At 65.9% G+C, this 16,154-nt stretch carries 12 protein-coding genes; 2 read left to right on the top strand and 10 right to left on the bottom strand.

Annotated elements, in window-relative coordinates:
• Positions 1-76: 76 nt before the first annotated feature.
• The 5 genes from deoC to R2834_12610 form a co-directional block, all read right to left on the bottom strand.
• Positions 77-1,039 carry a deoxyribose-phosphate aldolase gene (deoC, locus tag R2834_12630; protein ID MEZ4701174.1) on the bottom strand — a complete coding sequence of 321 codons (963 nt, stop codon included), beginning with the start codon at positions 1,037-1,039 and terminating at the stop codon, positions 77-79.
• On the bottom strand, positions 1,036-1,512 hold the full coding sequence (locus tag R2834_12625; GenBank protein MEZ4701173.1) for a cupin domain-containing protein: 477 nt from the start codon (positions 1,510-1,512) through the stop codon (positions 1,036-1,038). The genes deoC and R2834_12625 overlap by 4 nt, the downstream gene beginning before the upstream one ends.
• Positions 1,513-1,525: 13 nt before the next feature.
• Positions 1,526-2,617, bottom strand: a complete 1,092-nt coding sequence (locus R2834_12620; GenBank protein MEZ4701172.1) for a RuBisCO large subunit C-terminal-like domain-containing protein — start codon at positions 2,615-2,617, stop codon at positions 1,526-1,528.
• A gap of 13 nt (positions 2,618-2,630) precedes the next feature.
• Positions 2,631-3,374 carry an ROK family protein gene (locus tag R2834_12615; protein MEZ4701171.1) on the bottom strand — a complete coding sequence of 248 codons (744 nt, stop codon included), beginning with the start codon at positions 3,372-3,374 and terminating at the stop codon, positions 2,631-2,633.
• Positions 3,375-3,595: 221 nt separating this feature from the next.
• On the bottom strand, positions 3,596-4,342 hold the full coding sequence (locus tag R2834_12610) for a 4'-phosphopantetheinyl transferase superfamily protein (protein MEZ4701170.1): 747 nt from the start codon (positions 4,340-4,342) through the stop codon (positions 3,596-3,598).
• Between the two features lie 159 nt (positions 4,343-4,501).
• On the opposite strand from R2834_12610, the gene dnaG reads away from it, so the two are divergent.
• Positions 4,502-6,433 carry a DNA primase gene (dnaG, locus tag R2834_12605; GenBank protein MEZ4701169.1) on the top strand — a complete coding sequence of 644 codons (1,932 nt, stop codon included), beginning with the start codon at positions 4,502-4,504 and terminating at the stop codon, positions 6,431-6,433.
• A 20-nt stretch (positions 6,434-6,453) separates the two neighbouring features.
• On the opposite strand, the gene R2834_12600 is transcribed toward dnaG, so the two are convergent.
• Positions 6,454-7,338 carry a hypothetical protein gene (locus tag R2834_12600; GenBank protein MEZ4701168.1) on the bottom strand — a complete coding sequence of 295 codons (885 nt, stop codon included), beginning with the start codon at positions 7,336-7,338 and terminating at the stop codon, positions 6,454-6,456.
• 457 nt (positions 7,339-7,795) lie between these two features.
• On the opposite strand from R2834_12600, the gene ppk1 reads away from it, so the two are divergent.
• Complete coding sequence (gene ppk1 / locus R2834_12595; protein ID MEZ4701167.1) at positions 7,796-9,997, top strand: polyphosphate kinase 1; 2,202 nt, start codon at positions 7,796-7,798, stop codon at positions 9,995-9,997.
• A gap of 78 nt (positions 9,998-10,075) precedes the next feature.
• Here ppk1 and R2834_12590 read toward each other — a convergent pair whose 3' ends face one another.
• From R2834_12590 to R2834_12575, 4 genes are all read right to left on the bottom strand, one after another.
• On the bottom strand, positions 10,076-11,947 hold the full coding sequence (locus tag R2834_12590; protein ID MEZ4701166.1) for a hypothetical protein: 1,872 nt from the start codon (positions 11,945-11,947) through the stop codon (positions 10,076-10,078).
• A 167-nt stretch (positions 11,948-12,114) separates the two neighbouring features.
• A complete protein-coding gene (locus tag R2834_12585; GenBank protein MEZ4701165.1) occupies positions 12,115-12,813 on the bottom strand; it encodes a type 1 glutamine amidotransferase in 699 nt (232 codons plus the stop codon).
• Positions 12,814-13,208: 395 nt separating this feature from the next.
• Positions 13,209-15,749 carry a family 20 glycosylhydrolase gene (locus R2834_12580; GenBank protein ID MEZ4701164.1) on the bottom strand — a complete coding sequence of 847 codons (2,541 nt, stop codon included), beginning with the start codon at positions 15,747-15,749 and terminating at the stop codon, positions 13,209-13,211.
• Positions 15,750-15,755: 6 nt separating this feature from the next.
• A complete protein-coding gene (locus tag R2834_12575) occupies positions 15,756-16,085 on the bottom strand; it encodes a Smr/MutS family protein (protein MEZ4701163.1) in 330 nt (109 codons plus the stop codon).
• Positions 16,086-16,154: the final 69 nt, after the last annotated feature.

The following is a 16,154-nucleotide window of genomic DNA, read 5'->3' as shown; positions in this document are numbered from 1 at the left end:
GTTTCGGGTTCGAGGTTTAAGGTTCAAAGAGGACTGGTCCCCGACCCTTGACCCTTGAACATAGAACCTTGAACTGTTACCCCATCGGCACATGGTGCTTCGCCGCATAGCGTCCGGTGGCGCAATGGGAGAGCTGGCGCTCGAGGTCTGTCAGGAGGCTGCTGGCGCCGATCCGGAACAGGTCGGCGTTGAGCCAGGCGTTGCCGAGTTCTTCCTTGACGAGGATGAGCCAGTTGAGCGCGAGTTTGGCGGTGCCGATGCCGCCGGCCGGCTTGAGGCCCACCCGGACGCCTGTCCGATCGTGGTAGTCGCGGATGCAGCGGGTCATCACCAGCCCGGTTTCGAGGGTGGCGTTGACGGGCTCCTTGCCGGTGGAGGTCTTGATGAAATCCGATCCGGCCATCATGGCGACTTTGCTCGCCATGGCGATATGCCAGGGGGGGCCGATTTCGCCGGTGGCAAGGATGGATTTCATGTGCGCGTCGCCGCAGGCCTCGCGCATGATCCGGATCTCGTCGTACAGGGCCCGCCAGTTGCCCCGCAGGACGTGCTCCCGAGAGATGACGATGTCGATTTCCGATGCGCCGGCTTCCACCGAGGCCCGGATCTCGGCGATACGCTGCGCGAACGGGCTCTGTCCGGCCGGAAATCCGGTGGATACGGCGGCGACCGGGATGCGGCTGCCGGCGAGCGCCTCGAGCGCGTCGCCGATCCGGCTGTGGTAGACGCACACGGCGCCGACGCGCAGCGGCATGTCCGGGACGCCGAGCGCCGCCAGGATGTCGGGCCGGACGGGCTGGCGCGCCTTGCCGCACAGCCGGCGCACGTTGCCCGGGGTATCGTCGCCGGCGAGGGTCGTGAGGTCGAGGCACGAAACGGCGCGGAGGAGCCAGGCGGCCTGCCAGGCTTTTTTGACCGTCCGCCGCGTCCCGAGCGTCGCGGCGCGCTGCCGCAGCGCGGCGGGGTTGACGCGGGAATGCCGCACCCAGGCGAGGTCCAGCTCCGTGCCGGCGTTGCGGGCGATTTCCGTAGGGATCATACGCTGGATTCGGGCGAAGTGAAACGGGCGACTGCCGCGAGCGCGGGGATGCGCCGGAGCGCGATCCGCTCCTCGGGCGACGGGTAGACGGGGCGATCCCGCTCGCGCTCGACCACGCACAGGAAGCCGAGCGGCTGGTCGGGGGCGGCGATGAACTGATGCCACGTATCCGGTGGAACGCGGACGACGTCGAACGGCGCCAGCGTCAGCACCCGCTCGCCCACGACGGCCTGGCCCCGGCCGCGGAGGATAAATACAGCATGTACATGGCGATGTTTCTCGAACGAAGAGTGCCCGTCGGGCCCGATTTCGAAGTATCGGCCCTGGACGGGGAGACCCTCCTCGAACAGAACCTGCCGGCACACGGCCGCGTGTCCGGCGTCATCGGTTTTGTAGGGATGCACGTCCGTTTCGGTCCATCGAAACCCCTCGGGGGCATCTACGAAGCGGCGATGCACCGGCGCGTCGTCCATCGGATTGGCGGGATCAGGAGAGCAGGGAACGGGCGGCGGTCTCGACGCTCTCGCGGAGCGTGCCGGCCCGGGCGGTAAGGTCGGCGGCCTGGAGCAGGCTTCCGCCGATCAGCAGCATGGCATCCAGGCCGAACGCGTCGACGAGCTCGCCGGCGCGCTCGACGGTCATGCCGCCGGCCGGCACGGGCAGCGCGGGGCGGACGCCCGCAAGCGGCGCGCGCATCGTCCGCGCCATCGCGATGCAGGTGTCCCGGTCGTAGCTGAAGCGGCCGCCGTAGTTGGCGAAAATTACGGCATCGGCGCCGAAAAGGCGAAACAGCTTGCCGAACAACGCTTCCGGCGCGATGCGCGTCGCGCCGGCGAAGCTGGGATGCGCAAACAGGGGGATGTCGAGCCGATCGGCGAGCGCGCGGTACGCCGGCAGGCCCACCAGCATCGGAGCGGCCATGACGGCGCCGACGCCGAGCTGCTGCGCGAGGTCGGCCTGCCGTTCGAGCTGCGCCGGCGCGCCGGTGAGGTTGGGCACGTACACGATGCGCCGGCCGAGCCGCTGGCCGGCGTCGTCAACCGCCCGCTGGCAGGCGCGGACCCGGGCCTCGAAAGGGGCGAAAGGGGCGTCGGAGAAATAGTGGTCGTCCTTGATGAAGTCGATCCCGCCGTCGGCGATGCGCGCGCATACGGATGCGATCTCATCCACATTCATCCCCACCGGCTTGATGGCGGCGCAGAGGAGGGGGCGGTCCTGGATGCCGACGGCGGCGCGGAGCCCGGCGATGCCGTGGCGCGGCCCGGGCAGCAGGCTCGTCCAGGCGGCGGTCGGCTCGAAATCGAGCAACGACACCTTTTCGTGCAGGGATACGTTGCCGAACAGGACGTTCAGGCATTGCGCGGCGTCGGTGCAGCCGGTGTCCGGGAGCTGGAGCGTCAGGTGGCAGCCCGGATCGGCCGGCACGAGCGAGAGGATTTCGCCGGCGAAGCGTTCGCGCACGAACGGGTACGCGTGGGCGACGTCGGGCGGCGTCTCGACCGTCTGTTCGATCAGGATCGAGGACGCCAGCGACGCCGCTTCCGCGAGCGGGAGAGCCAGGTTGAGCGTGACCCGCATGCCGGCGCCCGGGTCAGGCGACGGTGCGGGCGTGATAGGCGGCGCCGATGATGCCGGCGTCGTTCTCGAGTTCGGCCGTGATCAGTTCGGCCTCGGTATGCAGCAGGTCGAAAAACTTGGCGCGTTTGTTCGGTTTGCTGACGCCGCCGCCGATGATGATGACGTCCGGCCCGAAGAGAAACTCGATGTGGTCGAGGAATTCCTGCACGCGCTTGGCCCAGGCGCTCCAGCCGAGGTCATGTTTCTTGCGGGCGCTGTCGGCGGCGTAATGCTCCGCATCCCCGCCCTTGAATTCGAGGTGTCCGAGTTCCGTGTTGGGCACGAGGCACTGGTTGATGAAGAGCGCGCTGCCGATGCCGGTGCCGAAGGTGAGGAGCAGGACGAGCCCTTCCCGGTTTTTCCCCGCGCCGTAGGCCAGTTCTGCCACGCCGGCGGCGTCCGCGTCGTTCACGACGACGGTCTTGCACCCCGTCCTGTGCTCGAACAGGGCCTCGGCGTTGGTGCCCAGCCACGATTTGTCCACGTTGGCGGCCGTTTTGGCGACCCCCCGTTTGATGCGGGCCGGGAACGTGCACCCGATGATGCCCTTCCAGGAGAAATGGTCGACGATTTGACAGACCACGTGCGCCACGGCCTCGGGCGTGGCCGGCTGCGGGGTTGGGATGCGGTAGCGTTCCTTCGTGAGCGAGCCGGTTGCCAGATCCACCGGGGCGCCCTTGATGCCGGATCCGCCGATATCGATGCCTAGAATCTCCACGGTTTCTTAAATCTTTATCTGAGTCGGACGGGACAATGCTGCGTGTAAGTGCTAAAATCGAAAACCTAGTTTATCGGGTTTTCAAAAGACGTGAAAAAACAGACAAGTCTATGCGAACGTTCCTTTTTGCCTGCTTGCTGATGACCCTCTCCCTCGGTTCCTGCCAGTGCTCGAACAAGCCGGAGACCGGCCCGGTCGAAAACACGAACTGAGAGCCGGCGTCAGGGTTGCCAGTTCCAGTAGGTGAGCTTCCAGTCGTTGCCTTCGGCGGCGACGGCAGCCACATAGCCGTGCTCGAAGGGGATCGCCTGGAGCGTCCATCGCGCCGGATCCTCCGGGTCGACGCGTGATTGCAGCAGCCGGGCCGGTTCGCCCGGCGTCAGGCTCACGTCGAACTGGTTGAGCGGAAGCGACAGGCCTTCGCCGCGCGCCTTAATATACGCTTCTTTTCGCGTCCAGCAGTTAAAGAACGCGAGCGGCTGTGCGTGCGACGGAAGACCGCGCAGGGTAGCCACTTCCCTGGGCGAAAAAAAGCGTTCGGCCACGCCGTCCTGCGCGGCTTCAGGGCGGACGCGTTCCACGTCGATGCCGATCTCCCGGCCTCGGGCGATGGCGTACAGGGCGTAGCCGCCACTGTGCGACACGTTGAAGGAGAGTTTCTGGCCGTCGATCTCGGCGTTGAGCGCCGGCTTGCCGTAGGGGCTGTAGTAGAATTGCAGCGATTCGGGCCGGCGATCGACGTAGGCGCCGAGTATGTGCCGCAGCACGCCCCGGGCGACGATGTAATCGTTCCGGTTATGGTCGAACTTGTACCGGCCGGCTTTGGCTCGCTCGTCCATCGACAGCACGCTTTCCAGCAGGGCGATGTCTTCGGGGCGCTGGTGTAGCAGCGCGCGCCACACATGGATCTCCTGCGCGGCAAGCGTTAACGATGCGGGTGGCCGGCGCCAGGGAATTGAGGGAACCATTGGATGTGTCACTTATCAAAAAGGCGTATCGCTCGCGAATGGCCCGCACACGCGGCGTGAGGCGCAACGGCCCCGGCGTGTGTGATCGAATGTCGTCACGCCCTGCCCGGGGTTCAGATTTTTGTACCGCAACCGTTCCATCGCCCGTCCTGGCGTCGCATGCGCATTCCTGAAGAGAAGGTAGATGAAGTACGCAGCGCCGTCGGCATCGTCGACGTCGTGGGGGACTACGTTGCGCTCAAGCGGCGGGGGTCGAACTATGTCGGCCTCTGTCCTTTCCACAAGGAGAAAACGCCCTCGTTCAACGTCAACCCCGAAATCGGCATCTACAAGTGTTTCGGGTGCGGCGCCGGCGGCAACAGTTTCCAGTTCCTCATGCGCCTCGAGAACATCGGCTTCGTCGAGGCCGTGCGTATGCTGGCCGACAAGGCCGGCATCGCGCTCCCCGAGGACGACGCGCCGCCGGAAGCCAGCGAAAACGAGGCGATCTACCACGCGCTCCGCTTCGCCGCCCGCTTTTTTTATCGGCATCTCACCCAGGAGCCTGAAGGCCGGGCCGGCCTCGCGTACCTGACGGATCGCGGCTTCACGCCGGAGACGATCAAGCACTTCGGCCTCGGCTATGCGCCGGATGCCTGGGATGCGCTGCTCACGGCGGCCGGCGCGGCGTCGATCGAGGTCGACATCCTCGAAAAGGCGGGGTTGATCATCCCCCGGAAGGACAAGTCGGGCCATTACGACCGCTACCGCGGACGGGTCATCTTTCCCATCTTCTCGCACATCGGCAAGGTGCTCGGGTTCGGCGGGCGCATCCTCAAGCCGGCGGACGACCAGCCCAAATACATCAACTCGCCCGAGACGAGCGTCTACCACAAGAGCCAGGTGCTCTACGGCCTCTCGCAGGCGCGCGACGAGATCCGCCAGCGCGGCGAGGTCATCCTCGTCGAAGGCTACACCGACGTCATCACCCTGCATCAGGGCGGCGTGCGCCATGTGGTGGCGTCGAGCGGGACCGCCCTCACGCCCGAGCAGGTGAAACTGCTGGCCCGCTACGCGAAGCGGGTGCTCGTGCTGTACGATGCCGACTCCGCCGGCGCGAACGCGGCCGTCCGCGGGATCGACATCGTGCTGGAGCAGGGGCTGGCGGTGTATAGCCTGGCGCTGCCGGCCGGCGCAGATCCCGATTCGTTCGTGCGCGACAAGGGCGGCGAAGCGCTGCTGGCGTATATCGACCGCAACCGGCAGGACTTCGTGGCCTTCAAATACGCCCAGGCCCGGGCGTCCGGCGCGCTCGACACGCCAGAGGGACAGGCCCAGGCCATGCGCTCCATCCTGGAAACCGTCGCCCGCCTGCCCGATCCGCTGTTGCGCGAGACCTACCTGCGCCGGGCGAGCGATGTGCTGAAGGTGCCCGACATCGAATTGCGCGGGGTGCTAGATACCATCGGAAAGAAGCAGCGCAAGGCGGCCCCGGCGCCACCGCCTCCGCCCGATCCGTACGCGGTCTACACGGCGGACGACGATGTCGTCTACGACGAGGCGGGCTTCGCCGAGGCGGCGTCAGCCGGCGGCAGCGCGCCGGCGTCCGTCTCCCTGCAGCCCCTCCCTCAGGAGAAGATGCTGTTCCGGCTGATGCTGGAGCACGGCAACCCGATGGTCGAATACATCCTCGGCCACATGTCGATGGATGAGTTCAGCGAAGGCGTCATGCGCAACGCCGTGGAGAAGGTGCTCGAGATGTATCACGCCGGCGGCGTGGAGAGCCAGCGATTCATCGAGTCCGATGCGCCCGCGCCGATCCGCGCGCTGGCGACGGAGGTCCTCATGCAGGAACACGAACCGTCGATGCACTGGGAGCGCAAGCAGAACATCCCCATCCCCCGGTTCAACAAGGAGCCCTACGAGACCGCCGGCGACAGCATGATGCTTCTCAAGCTGCGCCGGGTGAAACAGGCCATCGAGCGACACAATGAGGTCCTCTTCCGGGCGGAAAAAAACGGGGAGGAGCTCCGCCCCATCCAGGAGCAGCTGATGGCGCTCCACGAACTCCAGAAACAGATCAAACGGAAAGCGTTTCTGGAATCGACGTGACGGCCTCCCCCCCGTCCCGTTTATAGACGGTAGACGACGCCGCCGCTCAGGCGGAACGCCTTGCCGACGTTTTCACCGGACACCGTGTAGCCGAAACCGACGCCGACCCCCAGCGAGGAGGTCAGGGGCGTATAGAGATTTCCGCCCAGCCGCAGGAACGAGATCGCGTTCGATGGAAACGGGACGCCCGGCCCGATGTCCGTGCCCTCGCCCGACCGCTGGAGGTGCGCCCATCCATCGGCGTAGATGCGGCGGGCACCGAATCCGCCCCGCAGGATGGCATCGAACGCCCCCGGGACGTCCACCGAGGCGCCGGCCACCGTGACGTCGCTTCGCCAGATGTAGCCGGCCTGCGCGGCCACGAAGGCCCCGCCGGGGAGGTCTACCTGGGCAATGGCGCGGCCGTCCAGGTTGGTCGATCGGTGCCCGATGGCCACCGGCGCATCCACCGCATAGTGGGTGGTGGGAGTCATGGCGCCGACCGATGCGAACAGCTTGAAGGTCGCGTCGGCGAGCGACCGCGTGAGCACGCGCGCCTTCACGCACAGGGCGAGGTCCTGCAGCGCCGACTCGTCGAGCGCCGGGTTGTTGGCCGACCGGGCCGAGATAAACGGCAGGTTGACGATCAGGTCGATCTTCGAGGTCAGGCCATAGGCGGCGTACAGGCTCACACTCTGCGTGGTGATTTCACCGAGACCGGGTTCGGATACCTTTTCGCTGCCGACATAAAACGACTCGTATTGCTCCCAGCTGTAGGATAAGGCGAGGTCCAGGCGGCCCTGGCCCTTGTTGAAGCCGTCGATCAGGCCCTGGGCGGCGGCCGGAGCGGGAATGAGGATGAGGCCGGCCAACACGGCGCCGGCCAGGCGACGCAGGGCGCGCCTGGAATACAGGAATACAGACATGAGGTTGGTAGAGGTTGGTGGACGGCTGCTCAGGCCGGATGATTGCCGTGTGCCGGCAACGGATGCGTCGGGGTATCGAGGGCTTGCAGTAAACGATACCCGCCGGCTTACCGGCGACGTTCGAGCGATGGGTTATATACTGACATGTCGCCTTGAATCGCAATCCGGCCCCTTCATTTTACCCTTTCATGGCGGCGCGGCCTCCTGGAATTTGGCGTCCGCCGCACGGCCCCGGAAGCCGTTTCGGCCGCCGCGTTCTTTCTTCGGATAGGAGGCGTTTGTACGTTCTCGCATAAATAGACGGCGATTCCCGTCGATAAATCATTCAAAAGGCGTATCTTGAGGCGCCCACTCGACGGCGTTTCGCGCGTCAGGCAACCGGCGTCGCGCCGCGACGGCCCGGCGCATCGTGTACGAATCGCACCTGTCACCACCCCTGGAACGTTATTTGGCGGCAATGAAACAGCAGGATATGCCCGAACTGGTCGGCGCGCGCGTGCGCAGCAGCAACGGGCATGAGGAATCCGGCGTGATAGCGCGGTTTCCCACGGCGACGTCCGCCCAGCGCGTGCCTAAAAACGCGTCACTCGATCACACCGGCCTCTACTTCAACCGGGAGCTGAGCTGGATCGACTTCAACTGGCGCGTCCTCTATCTCGCCATGGACGAGCGCATACCGCTGCTCGAACGGGTCCGTTTTCTCGCGATCGCATCGTCCAACCTCGACGAGTTTTTCCGCAAACGCATCGGCGGGCTCAAGCGGCAGGCGGCCGCCGGCGTGCGCCGACTTTCCCCCGACGGCCGCACCCCCGAGCAACAGCTCGCCCTGATCTCGCGCAGCGTGCCCCGGATGTACCGCGAGATGGCGACCATCTGGCAGCGGACGCTCAAGCCGCTGCTGGCGTCGGAAGCCGGCATCCAGGTGGTCAACTACAGCGACCTCGGCACCCGTCAGAAAGAGCGGCTCGACCGGTACTATCAATCCAATATTTACCCGATCCTCACCCCGCTGGCGGTGGACCCCGGGCATCCGTTTCCGTTCATCTCCAACCTCAGCCTGTCGCTCTCCGTCATGCTGCGGCATCCGCGGCGCGGCAGCGAGCATTTTGCGCGCCTCAAGGTGCCCAAGAGCCGGCAGCGCTGGGTGGCGCTGGAAGAACCGAACCACTTCGTGCCCATCGAGCAGGTCATCGAACACAACGTCGAGAGCCTGTTCCGGGGGATGGAGGTGCTCAACGTCAATGCCTTCCGCATCACCCGCAACGCCGATATCCGGCGCAACGAGGAGGAAGCGGATGACCTGATCGAGATGATTTCGGATGAGCTGCAGGAGCGCCGGTCGGCGCCAGTGGTGCGTCTCGAAGTCGATAGCGACATGCCCAACCACGTCCAGCTGCTGCTGATGCGCGAGCTGGAGCTGTCGCCGGAGGACATCTACCAGACCACGGACGGTCTCGTGGATCACACGGATTGCGCGTTTTTCGCCAACCTCGATCTGCCCGAGCACAAATACCCGGTGTGGGAGCCGGCGACGCCGGTCCGCTTTCATCCCACTAGCGACCCGAAGGACGACCCCAACATCTTCGAGGAGATCAAGCGGCGCGACATCCTCGTGCACCATCCGTACGAGTCCTTCCGCGGCACCGTACAGCACTTCCTCGAGATGGCGGCGGACGATCCCCAGGTGCTCGCGATCAAGCAGACCCTCTACCGCACGTCGTCCGACTCCCCCGTGGCGCTGGCGCTGATGCGCGCCGCGCAGAGCGGCAAGCAGGTGGCGGTGCTCGTGGAGGTGAAGGCCCGGTTCGACGAGGAGAACAACATCGAGTGGGCCCAGATGTTGGAGAAGGCCGGCGTGCACGTCACCTACGGCCTCGTCGGTCTCAAAACGCACACGAAAGTCACCCTGGTGGTGCGCGAGGAAGGGTCGCAGGTACAGACCTATTGCCACATCGGGACAGGCAATTACAACCCGACGACCGCGCGGCTCTATACGGATCTGGGCCTCTTCACGGCCGACCAGGCGCGCGGCTACGACCTCGTCAACCTGTTCCACTACCTGACGGGCTACGCGCCGGAGCAGCAGTACAACGAACTGCTCGTCGCGCCGCGGGACATGCGGGACGCCTTCATTCGGCTCATCCGCCGGGAAGTCGATTTTCAGAAAAGCCACGGCAACGGACGCATCGTCGCGCAGATGAACGCCCTCGACGATGTGGAGATGATCAAGGAGCTCTATCGGGCGTCGCAGGCCGGCGTGTCGATCGACCTCATCATCCGCGGCCACTCCCGGCTCCGCCCGGGCCTCGCCCGCTTCTCGGACAACATCCGCGTCATCAGCGTGCTGGGCCGTTTCCTCGAACACGGACGCATCTACTACTTCCACAACAACGGCGCACCGCGCGTCTACATCGGAAGCGCCGACTGGATGCGGCGCAACCTCGACGATCGGGTGGAAGTGGCTACGGAGATCGTGGACGAAGCCATCAAACAACGGCTGATCGAAACGCTGCGCGTCGCCCTCAACGACCGCCGCTCCGCCTGGGAGCTGCGCTCGGACGGCCACTACGTCTTGCGCCGCCCCGGTCCGGGAGAAGAGGATTCAGGCTACCAGGAAGTGATGATGCGCCGCGTCCACGCCTGGAGTCGGGAAGAATGAGGTTCAAGGTTTGAGGTTCAAGGTTTAAGGTTTAAGGGGAAGCATCCTTGAACCTCGAACCTCACACCTTGAACCCTTCTACGGCATCGACGGCGCCTGGTCGGCGGCGAACACCATCCGCTGGGTGAGGCCCATCGGCTGGCCGGGTTGCACGTCTTCGTGGAACCGCCGGCTCGCGACCTGGGCGGAGGTGGACAGCTCCCGCCAGAATCCCGTCTTCCAGAGACTCAGGTGCAGGCTGATGATCGCGTGCTGGATCTGCCGGTAATAGGTGGGGTGCTCCTCGGCCAGCGTCTCGAATCGCCGCGTGAGCAGTTCGAGCTGGGTCATGTTTTCGGTGGTGAATCCGAAGTGACCGATGTCGTCCACCAGCGCCTGGTACTGCTGGTCCCATACCGTCACCTCGGTCGGGTCCGACAGCCAGAAGGCCTCGCGATCGAACCGGAAAACCCGGCTCGGGTCGAACACGGCGAGTCCGTTCGCCTCCAGCCGGCTTGAGGCGCCGAGGGGGAGGAAGAAGCGGACCGGCCCGTTGGCATGCCAGGCGGTGAGGCGGGCATTGCCGGCCGCCGGCACGCGCTCGCCGGCCGCGGCGTCGGGCAGGTCGAAATGGGGATTCAGGGTCCGGAAACGGTTGTAGACCGACGTGTCGGCCGCGGCCGCGCCCCATTCCACTTCGCCATCCAGGCAGGCCAGCGCCTCGATCAGCTCGGCCAGCGTGACGCTGGCGTCGTCGGCCAGCTGGACGCGCTCCATCCGCAGCGTCAGCGACGTGTCGATGGGCGTGCTCTCCGTGCTGCGGAGCGCGCCGTACGCGGACGGCACATAGGTGCGCGAATACGTGCGGAACCCGGTGTCCTCCGAGACCTGGTCGTACCCTTCGGTCAGCGCCCACATGTAGGCGTCCAGCACGGTGGAGGACGGCGTGTACCGTGTCGACGGGTCGTTGAGGTATTTCTGGTAGATCTTGTAGATGTTGAACGGACCCGTGTGGTAGGCCGAAATGCCGGGGATTTCGTGCCCGACGGCGTTGCTGTAGCCTTTCATCAGGATGAACGCCGGCTCCATGGTCAGCATCGGGTGCCATTCTTCCCAGATCTGAACGGGGGCCCCGCGGTCGGTCTGCAGCGCGTAGCTGTAGATCCCGTTTTTTCGGAGCAGGTACGGCATCATCTGGTAGCGCCCGCGCGCGCCGACGGAGGAGACGAGCCGGTCGTCGTTGAAGGTTTCGACGGTGCCGATCTCCGTCGACAGCAGGCTCAGCCCGAGCATGCGCGACAGCTTGATTTCGTATTCGATGAAGCCGGCCTCGCGGCGGCGCGCGTCGTAGATCTGGTCGACGCGGCCCCATTTCACCACAATCGCATCGTTCGGGATGCCCTTGCGGCGGTACTTGGCGACGAGCCGGTTGCTGACGGCCGCGCGGAGCTGGTCCACCAGCTTCCAGTCGGTATCCGGGCCGGCGTAGAATTGTGTGCGCTCCTCCTCGAGGGTGTACCGCTCCAGCAGGCTGTTCGTGCGGCTGTCGATCACGCGGATCGTAAAGTTGTCGTCGACGGCCTGCCGCATCACGTAGATGTTGAGCAGGTCGCGGAACGGCGCGACGAGTTCGCTCTCGATCGGGCTGTGTTTGAGCGAATAGAAGGGCGCCGAAAAGAGGGCGCTGTGGAGGCGGTCGGGGTGATTGTCGAGATCCTTGAGCGTGAACGAGGTACCGACGGGCCGGCCGAACGGGAGCGTGGCCGGATCGACGCGGGTCGACGGAACGTCGGTCCGGTTCGCCGCGAGCCGATCGAGGAACGCCTCCGCCAGCCCTTCGAGCGGACGGGCCCAGACAAAAACGACGAGGATGCAAACCGACACGCCAACCGTCATGACGCTGAGCGAGCGGAGCCACGAGCTGCGCCCGCCAAGCGTGGCCTCTGCCGAGTTTGCGACAAGCTTATCCATAGGTTAATTACACAGCAAAAAGAGTTCTGCACGAGGTGCAAGGAGACGTGCCTGAAGGGAGAGGAGGGACGCGGGCCGGCGAGCCCCGATCATCGCTCGGCCGGCGCCGTCGACGCGGACAAGCGGCGTGCCCGATCGCCGGCGCACCGAGGAGGATGCTTCCATGGTCATGCCGTGGCCTTATCGACCGAAAACGCGCGGGCGCGATCGGTCAGGTGCTGGAAAAGAGGGCGCATCGCTGCACCCATTTTTTCCGGATGAAACTGGACGCCCAGGATCCGGCCGTCCGGTCGCTCGATAGCTTCGATGACGCCGTCGGGCGCGGTGGCCGAAACACGATATCCCTCACCAACAGACGCAAGCGCCTGAATGTGTCGGGTGTTGACCGACACGTTCGTGCGCCTGAGAATATCGTGCAGGACGGATTCGGGTCTGATCTCTATATCGTGCATTTTGGCTCCGCGTTTAGCGCTATGCACCATCGTTTTTTGTTGACGCTCCACGTCGCCATAGATCCGCCCCCCGGCGCGCGCATTGAGCAATTGCATCCCGTAGCAGATGCCCAGGATCGGCAGATGCCGCTCCAGCGCACGCGTCAGATAGCGCTCGTCCGCCGCCGTACGCGCCGGATCTGTGGCCCCGAGGTCTTCCGGCAGCTCGCCGATGAGCCCCTGCACGATCGCCGGCCCGCCGGTGATCACCAGCCCGTCGAGGCGCGCGACCAGCGCGTCGATGACCTCGTCCGGAACGGACATCGGTAAGATCACCGGGATCGCCCCGGTCGACGCGACCGCCTCCACATAGGCGCGGTCGAGCCGCTGCTCGTCTTCGTTGAACGACGTAGTAATTCCGATCAAGACGTCCATCGGTTGGTCTCGGAGGCTGGTTCAGGATGCGCTGGCCGGCGCACCCCTGAGGTCGATGTGAACGGGGCCTGACCGTGGTGGTGGCGCTCATACCACGTCTCGGTCTGCTGCCATCGAGAAAGTCCCCGCCCGGGTGTCCATCCGCTACGTCCTGTGCCCTCTAATAAGCATCATGTAACGCAGGGACCTGTCACGGGGCGGTCACAAAATCGTGCTATCTTCTTTGCATTACGAACTGACGGACGGACAGGGGGCTGGATGCCGGATGCTGGATGTTTGGAATCGCCGGGTATCCTGCGTCCAAACCATGACCCCACGACGTCGAAAGGCCTCGTGCGAAATGAGGAAGAGAGAAGGGCAAACCGCGAGAGGCCCCGGGAGGGGCAGGCAGGCGGTCAGAATGCTGCGGAGGTGCTGCCGCGGCCTTGCGTGCTGAAGACGCGGAAGAGGAACGAGGAGCCGGCCGGCAACGGACCCTCATACCGCGCGGCGCCGGCGTCGGGTTCCGTCCCGTCGGATGAAAAATGGATCGCCATCCCGGGGAAGGCCGTGTTGGCCCTCACCAGCCCGCCATCCACCCGGACCCCCGGAGGCGGAATCCGATACGCAATCCCGCCCGCCAGCCGGTCCAGCCGCGGCAGTTCGCGCTGCCCGAGGCGGTTCGCGAAGACGTTCCACGCGGCCGCGCGCTCGACGGCGCCCCGCGCCGGCGAACTCGTTTCCCAGGATGGCGCCGGAGCCCAGGCGCGTTCGGCGAGGCCGAGCAACTTCGGGAAGATGAGGTACTCGAAGCGCTCCCTCGACACAGCATTTTCACTCCAGAGCTGCCCCTGGATCCCCCGGATCCTGTCGCGCCCGGAGGCCGTAAGCCGCTCGCGGCCGGCCGCCAGGGCGTCGGGGTCGAGCGGGTGCCCCATCCGGTCGGTCCGCGCCGACTTGAACAGGTCCAGCGGGGTGAAGGCGAACGCCGCATAGGTGTCCACAAAGCCGGCCCAGTAGTAGCCGGGTTCTTCCGGGTCCTTGTCGTACGCCAGGTCGAAATACAGGTCGCCGGCGTTGCTCATCACCACGTCGTAGCCGGCATTGGCGAGGCGGTAGGCGTTGTCCTCATCCCCCCAGCCCCATACGGTATTCCAGGTATTGGCCCGCACCTTTTTACCCCGCAGTACCTCGCTCGGGACCTTGCCGGCCTCGCCGTGATGCAGTGCCATCTCTTCCCAGCCGGCCATGACCAGGCCATAGGGCTCGAGCATGGCATAGATCGAGGCGAAAAACGATTCCTTGAGCGCTTCCGGATCCGGGGCGCCGCCGGCATCGCGGCAGGCCGGCGAGCCGACCCATGCGCCACGCGGCACCTCGTCCCCGCCGACGTGGAAGGCGGTGAGCGGGGCGCCGGCCTCGCGGTACAGGGCGACCGTCTCATCGATCACTTTCTGGATGAAGGTGTACGTCGAGGGCAGGCAGACATCGATCACGTTGTCGTTCCACAGCTGGACGGACTGGTACGACGAGGCGTCTTCGGGGTGGATGAGCCGGTATGCCGCGGCCTCGGGGTCGCCGGCGGCCGCCAGCCGGTTGTAGCGCGCCTCCATCGACCGGATCGCGGCGCGGGAGTGCCCCGGGAAGTCGAATTCGGGAATCACCTCGATGTGCCGCTCCAGCGCGAAACGAAGCAAATCGATAAACGCCTCGCGGCTGTAGTATCCCGTGCCGGCAGAAGGCTCGGGGGCGGGTCCAGAGGCGTACGAAGGATACAGCCGGTCGGCCTCGTCGATGGTGTGGCCGCGCCGGGCTCCTACGGCGGTCAGTTCGGGCAGGCCGGCGATTTCCAGCCGCCAGCCCTCGTCGTCCGACAGATGGACATGGAGCCGGTTGAGCTTGTAAAACGCCATCGCCTCCAGGAGCCGCTTCATGCGGTCCGGCTCGTGGAAATTGCGGGCGACATCCACATGCATGCCCCGGAAGGGGAATCGCGGCGCATCGACGATGGCGACGGCCGGCATCACGGCCTCGGGGCCCGTCGCGTCCGGCGGGATCAGCCCGCGCAGGCTCTGGATGCCGTAAAACACGCCGGACGCCGTGGCGCCGCGGATCACGATGCCCTGCGCGGTCGCGTCGAGCCGATAGGCCTCGTCGGCTACGCCGACGCCGGCGCTGACCGGTTCGATCAGCAGCGTGACGATGCCGGGGCCCGTCCCGGTGCCCTCGGCCGTCGCCGGATCGATGCCGAGCGTCTCCCGCAGCGCGCCGGCCAGGTAGCGGGCTTCGCCCGCCAGCCCCTCGCCATGCTGGATGCGGGTCGCGGCGTCGATACGAACGTCACCGCCGGTACGGGTGAGTCGAACAGGGGTGGGGAGGACGGGCGGCAGTTCGGCGGTCGGCAGCAGGGTCAGGCTCGCGTTGGCGTCGTACCGCGAGGCGGGGGTGGGTACCTGCACGATATCGCCCGGGTACCGCGTCGTCTGCTCCGGACGCGTGAAGGGATGGATGCGGACGTGTTCGATGGGCAAGGGGTCGCCGCCTTCGTCCGCCACGAGGTAAAAACCCGCCGGCGCGTCGGTCTTTTTGATCAGCCAGTCGGACGACCGCAGGTCGACGGATACGGAGGCGCCGGGCTCCAGGGGCTGGAAGCCGGGGCCGGGCGAGAGGCGGTAGAAATCGCCGTTGACGTGCTCCACGAGCAGCGGTGTGTCCGGGGCTCCGGCAGCGAAGAGACGGCTGAAGTTGAAATACAGCCGCCAGCCGTGGACCGGGAGGGTGGATGAGCCCTCGTTGGTGATGGTCAGGCGGGAGACGGCCTGCAAGGGCTCCTGAGTCGGGTTCTGGAGGACTTCCCAGTCGACCGCGATCGCGTAGGTGGGAGAGGAAGGAGGCATCGGGTCGCCGGCGCAGCCGGCCAGCAGGAGAAGGACGACCGCAATCAGGAGGCGCGGCATGGTCTGTTACCGTTGGATGTCGAGAAGCGTGATCGGGCGCGGGTCCGGCCTGCCGGCGTGGCCGAGCGACAGTACGAGGACGTCGTCGCCGGCGACTGCGTTGCTGGCCGGAATGCCCAAGCGGCCGTCCAGGAGCAGGTCGGTGACGGCGCTTTTGATCGTCCGCCGGCCGCCTCCGCTGGTCGAAGAGCCGTGAATGAGGCGCAGGGACGACCGGCCGCGCCGGCGGGCCTCGCTCACCGCGCGCTGCGCCAGCCGCACCGCCTCGTCGACGGTCGCCCCGTGCAGGTCGAGCGTCACGGTCTGACCGTCATCGCTGAGGGTGGGAAACGGCATGGCGGATTAAAACTCGTAGAAGGCAAATTGCAAAATGGACCAGGCTCATCGCGGTAGAGGAAGTACCGG

The sequence above is a fragment of the Rhodothermales bacterium genome, from assembly GCA_041391505.1.
Taxonomy (GTDB): domain Bacteria; phylum Bacteroidota; class Rhodothermia; order Rhodothermales; family JAHQVL01; genus JAWKNW01.
The sequence above is the reverse complement of the archived record's forward strand: the minus strand, read 5'-3'. Positions and strand labels throughout refer to the sequence as shown.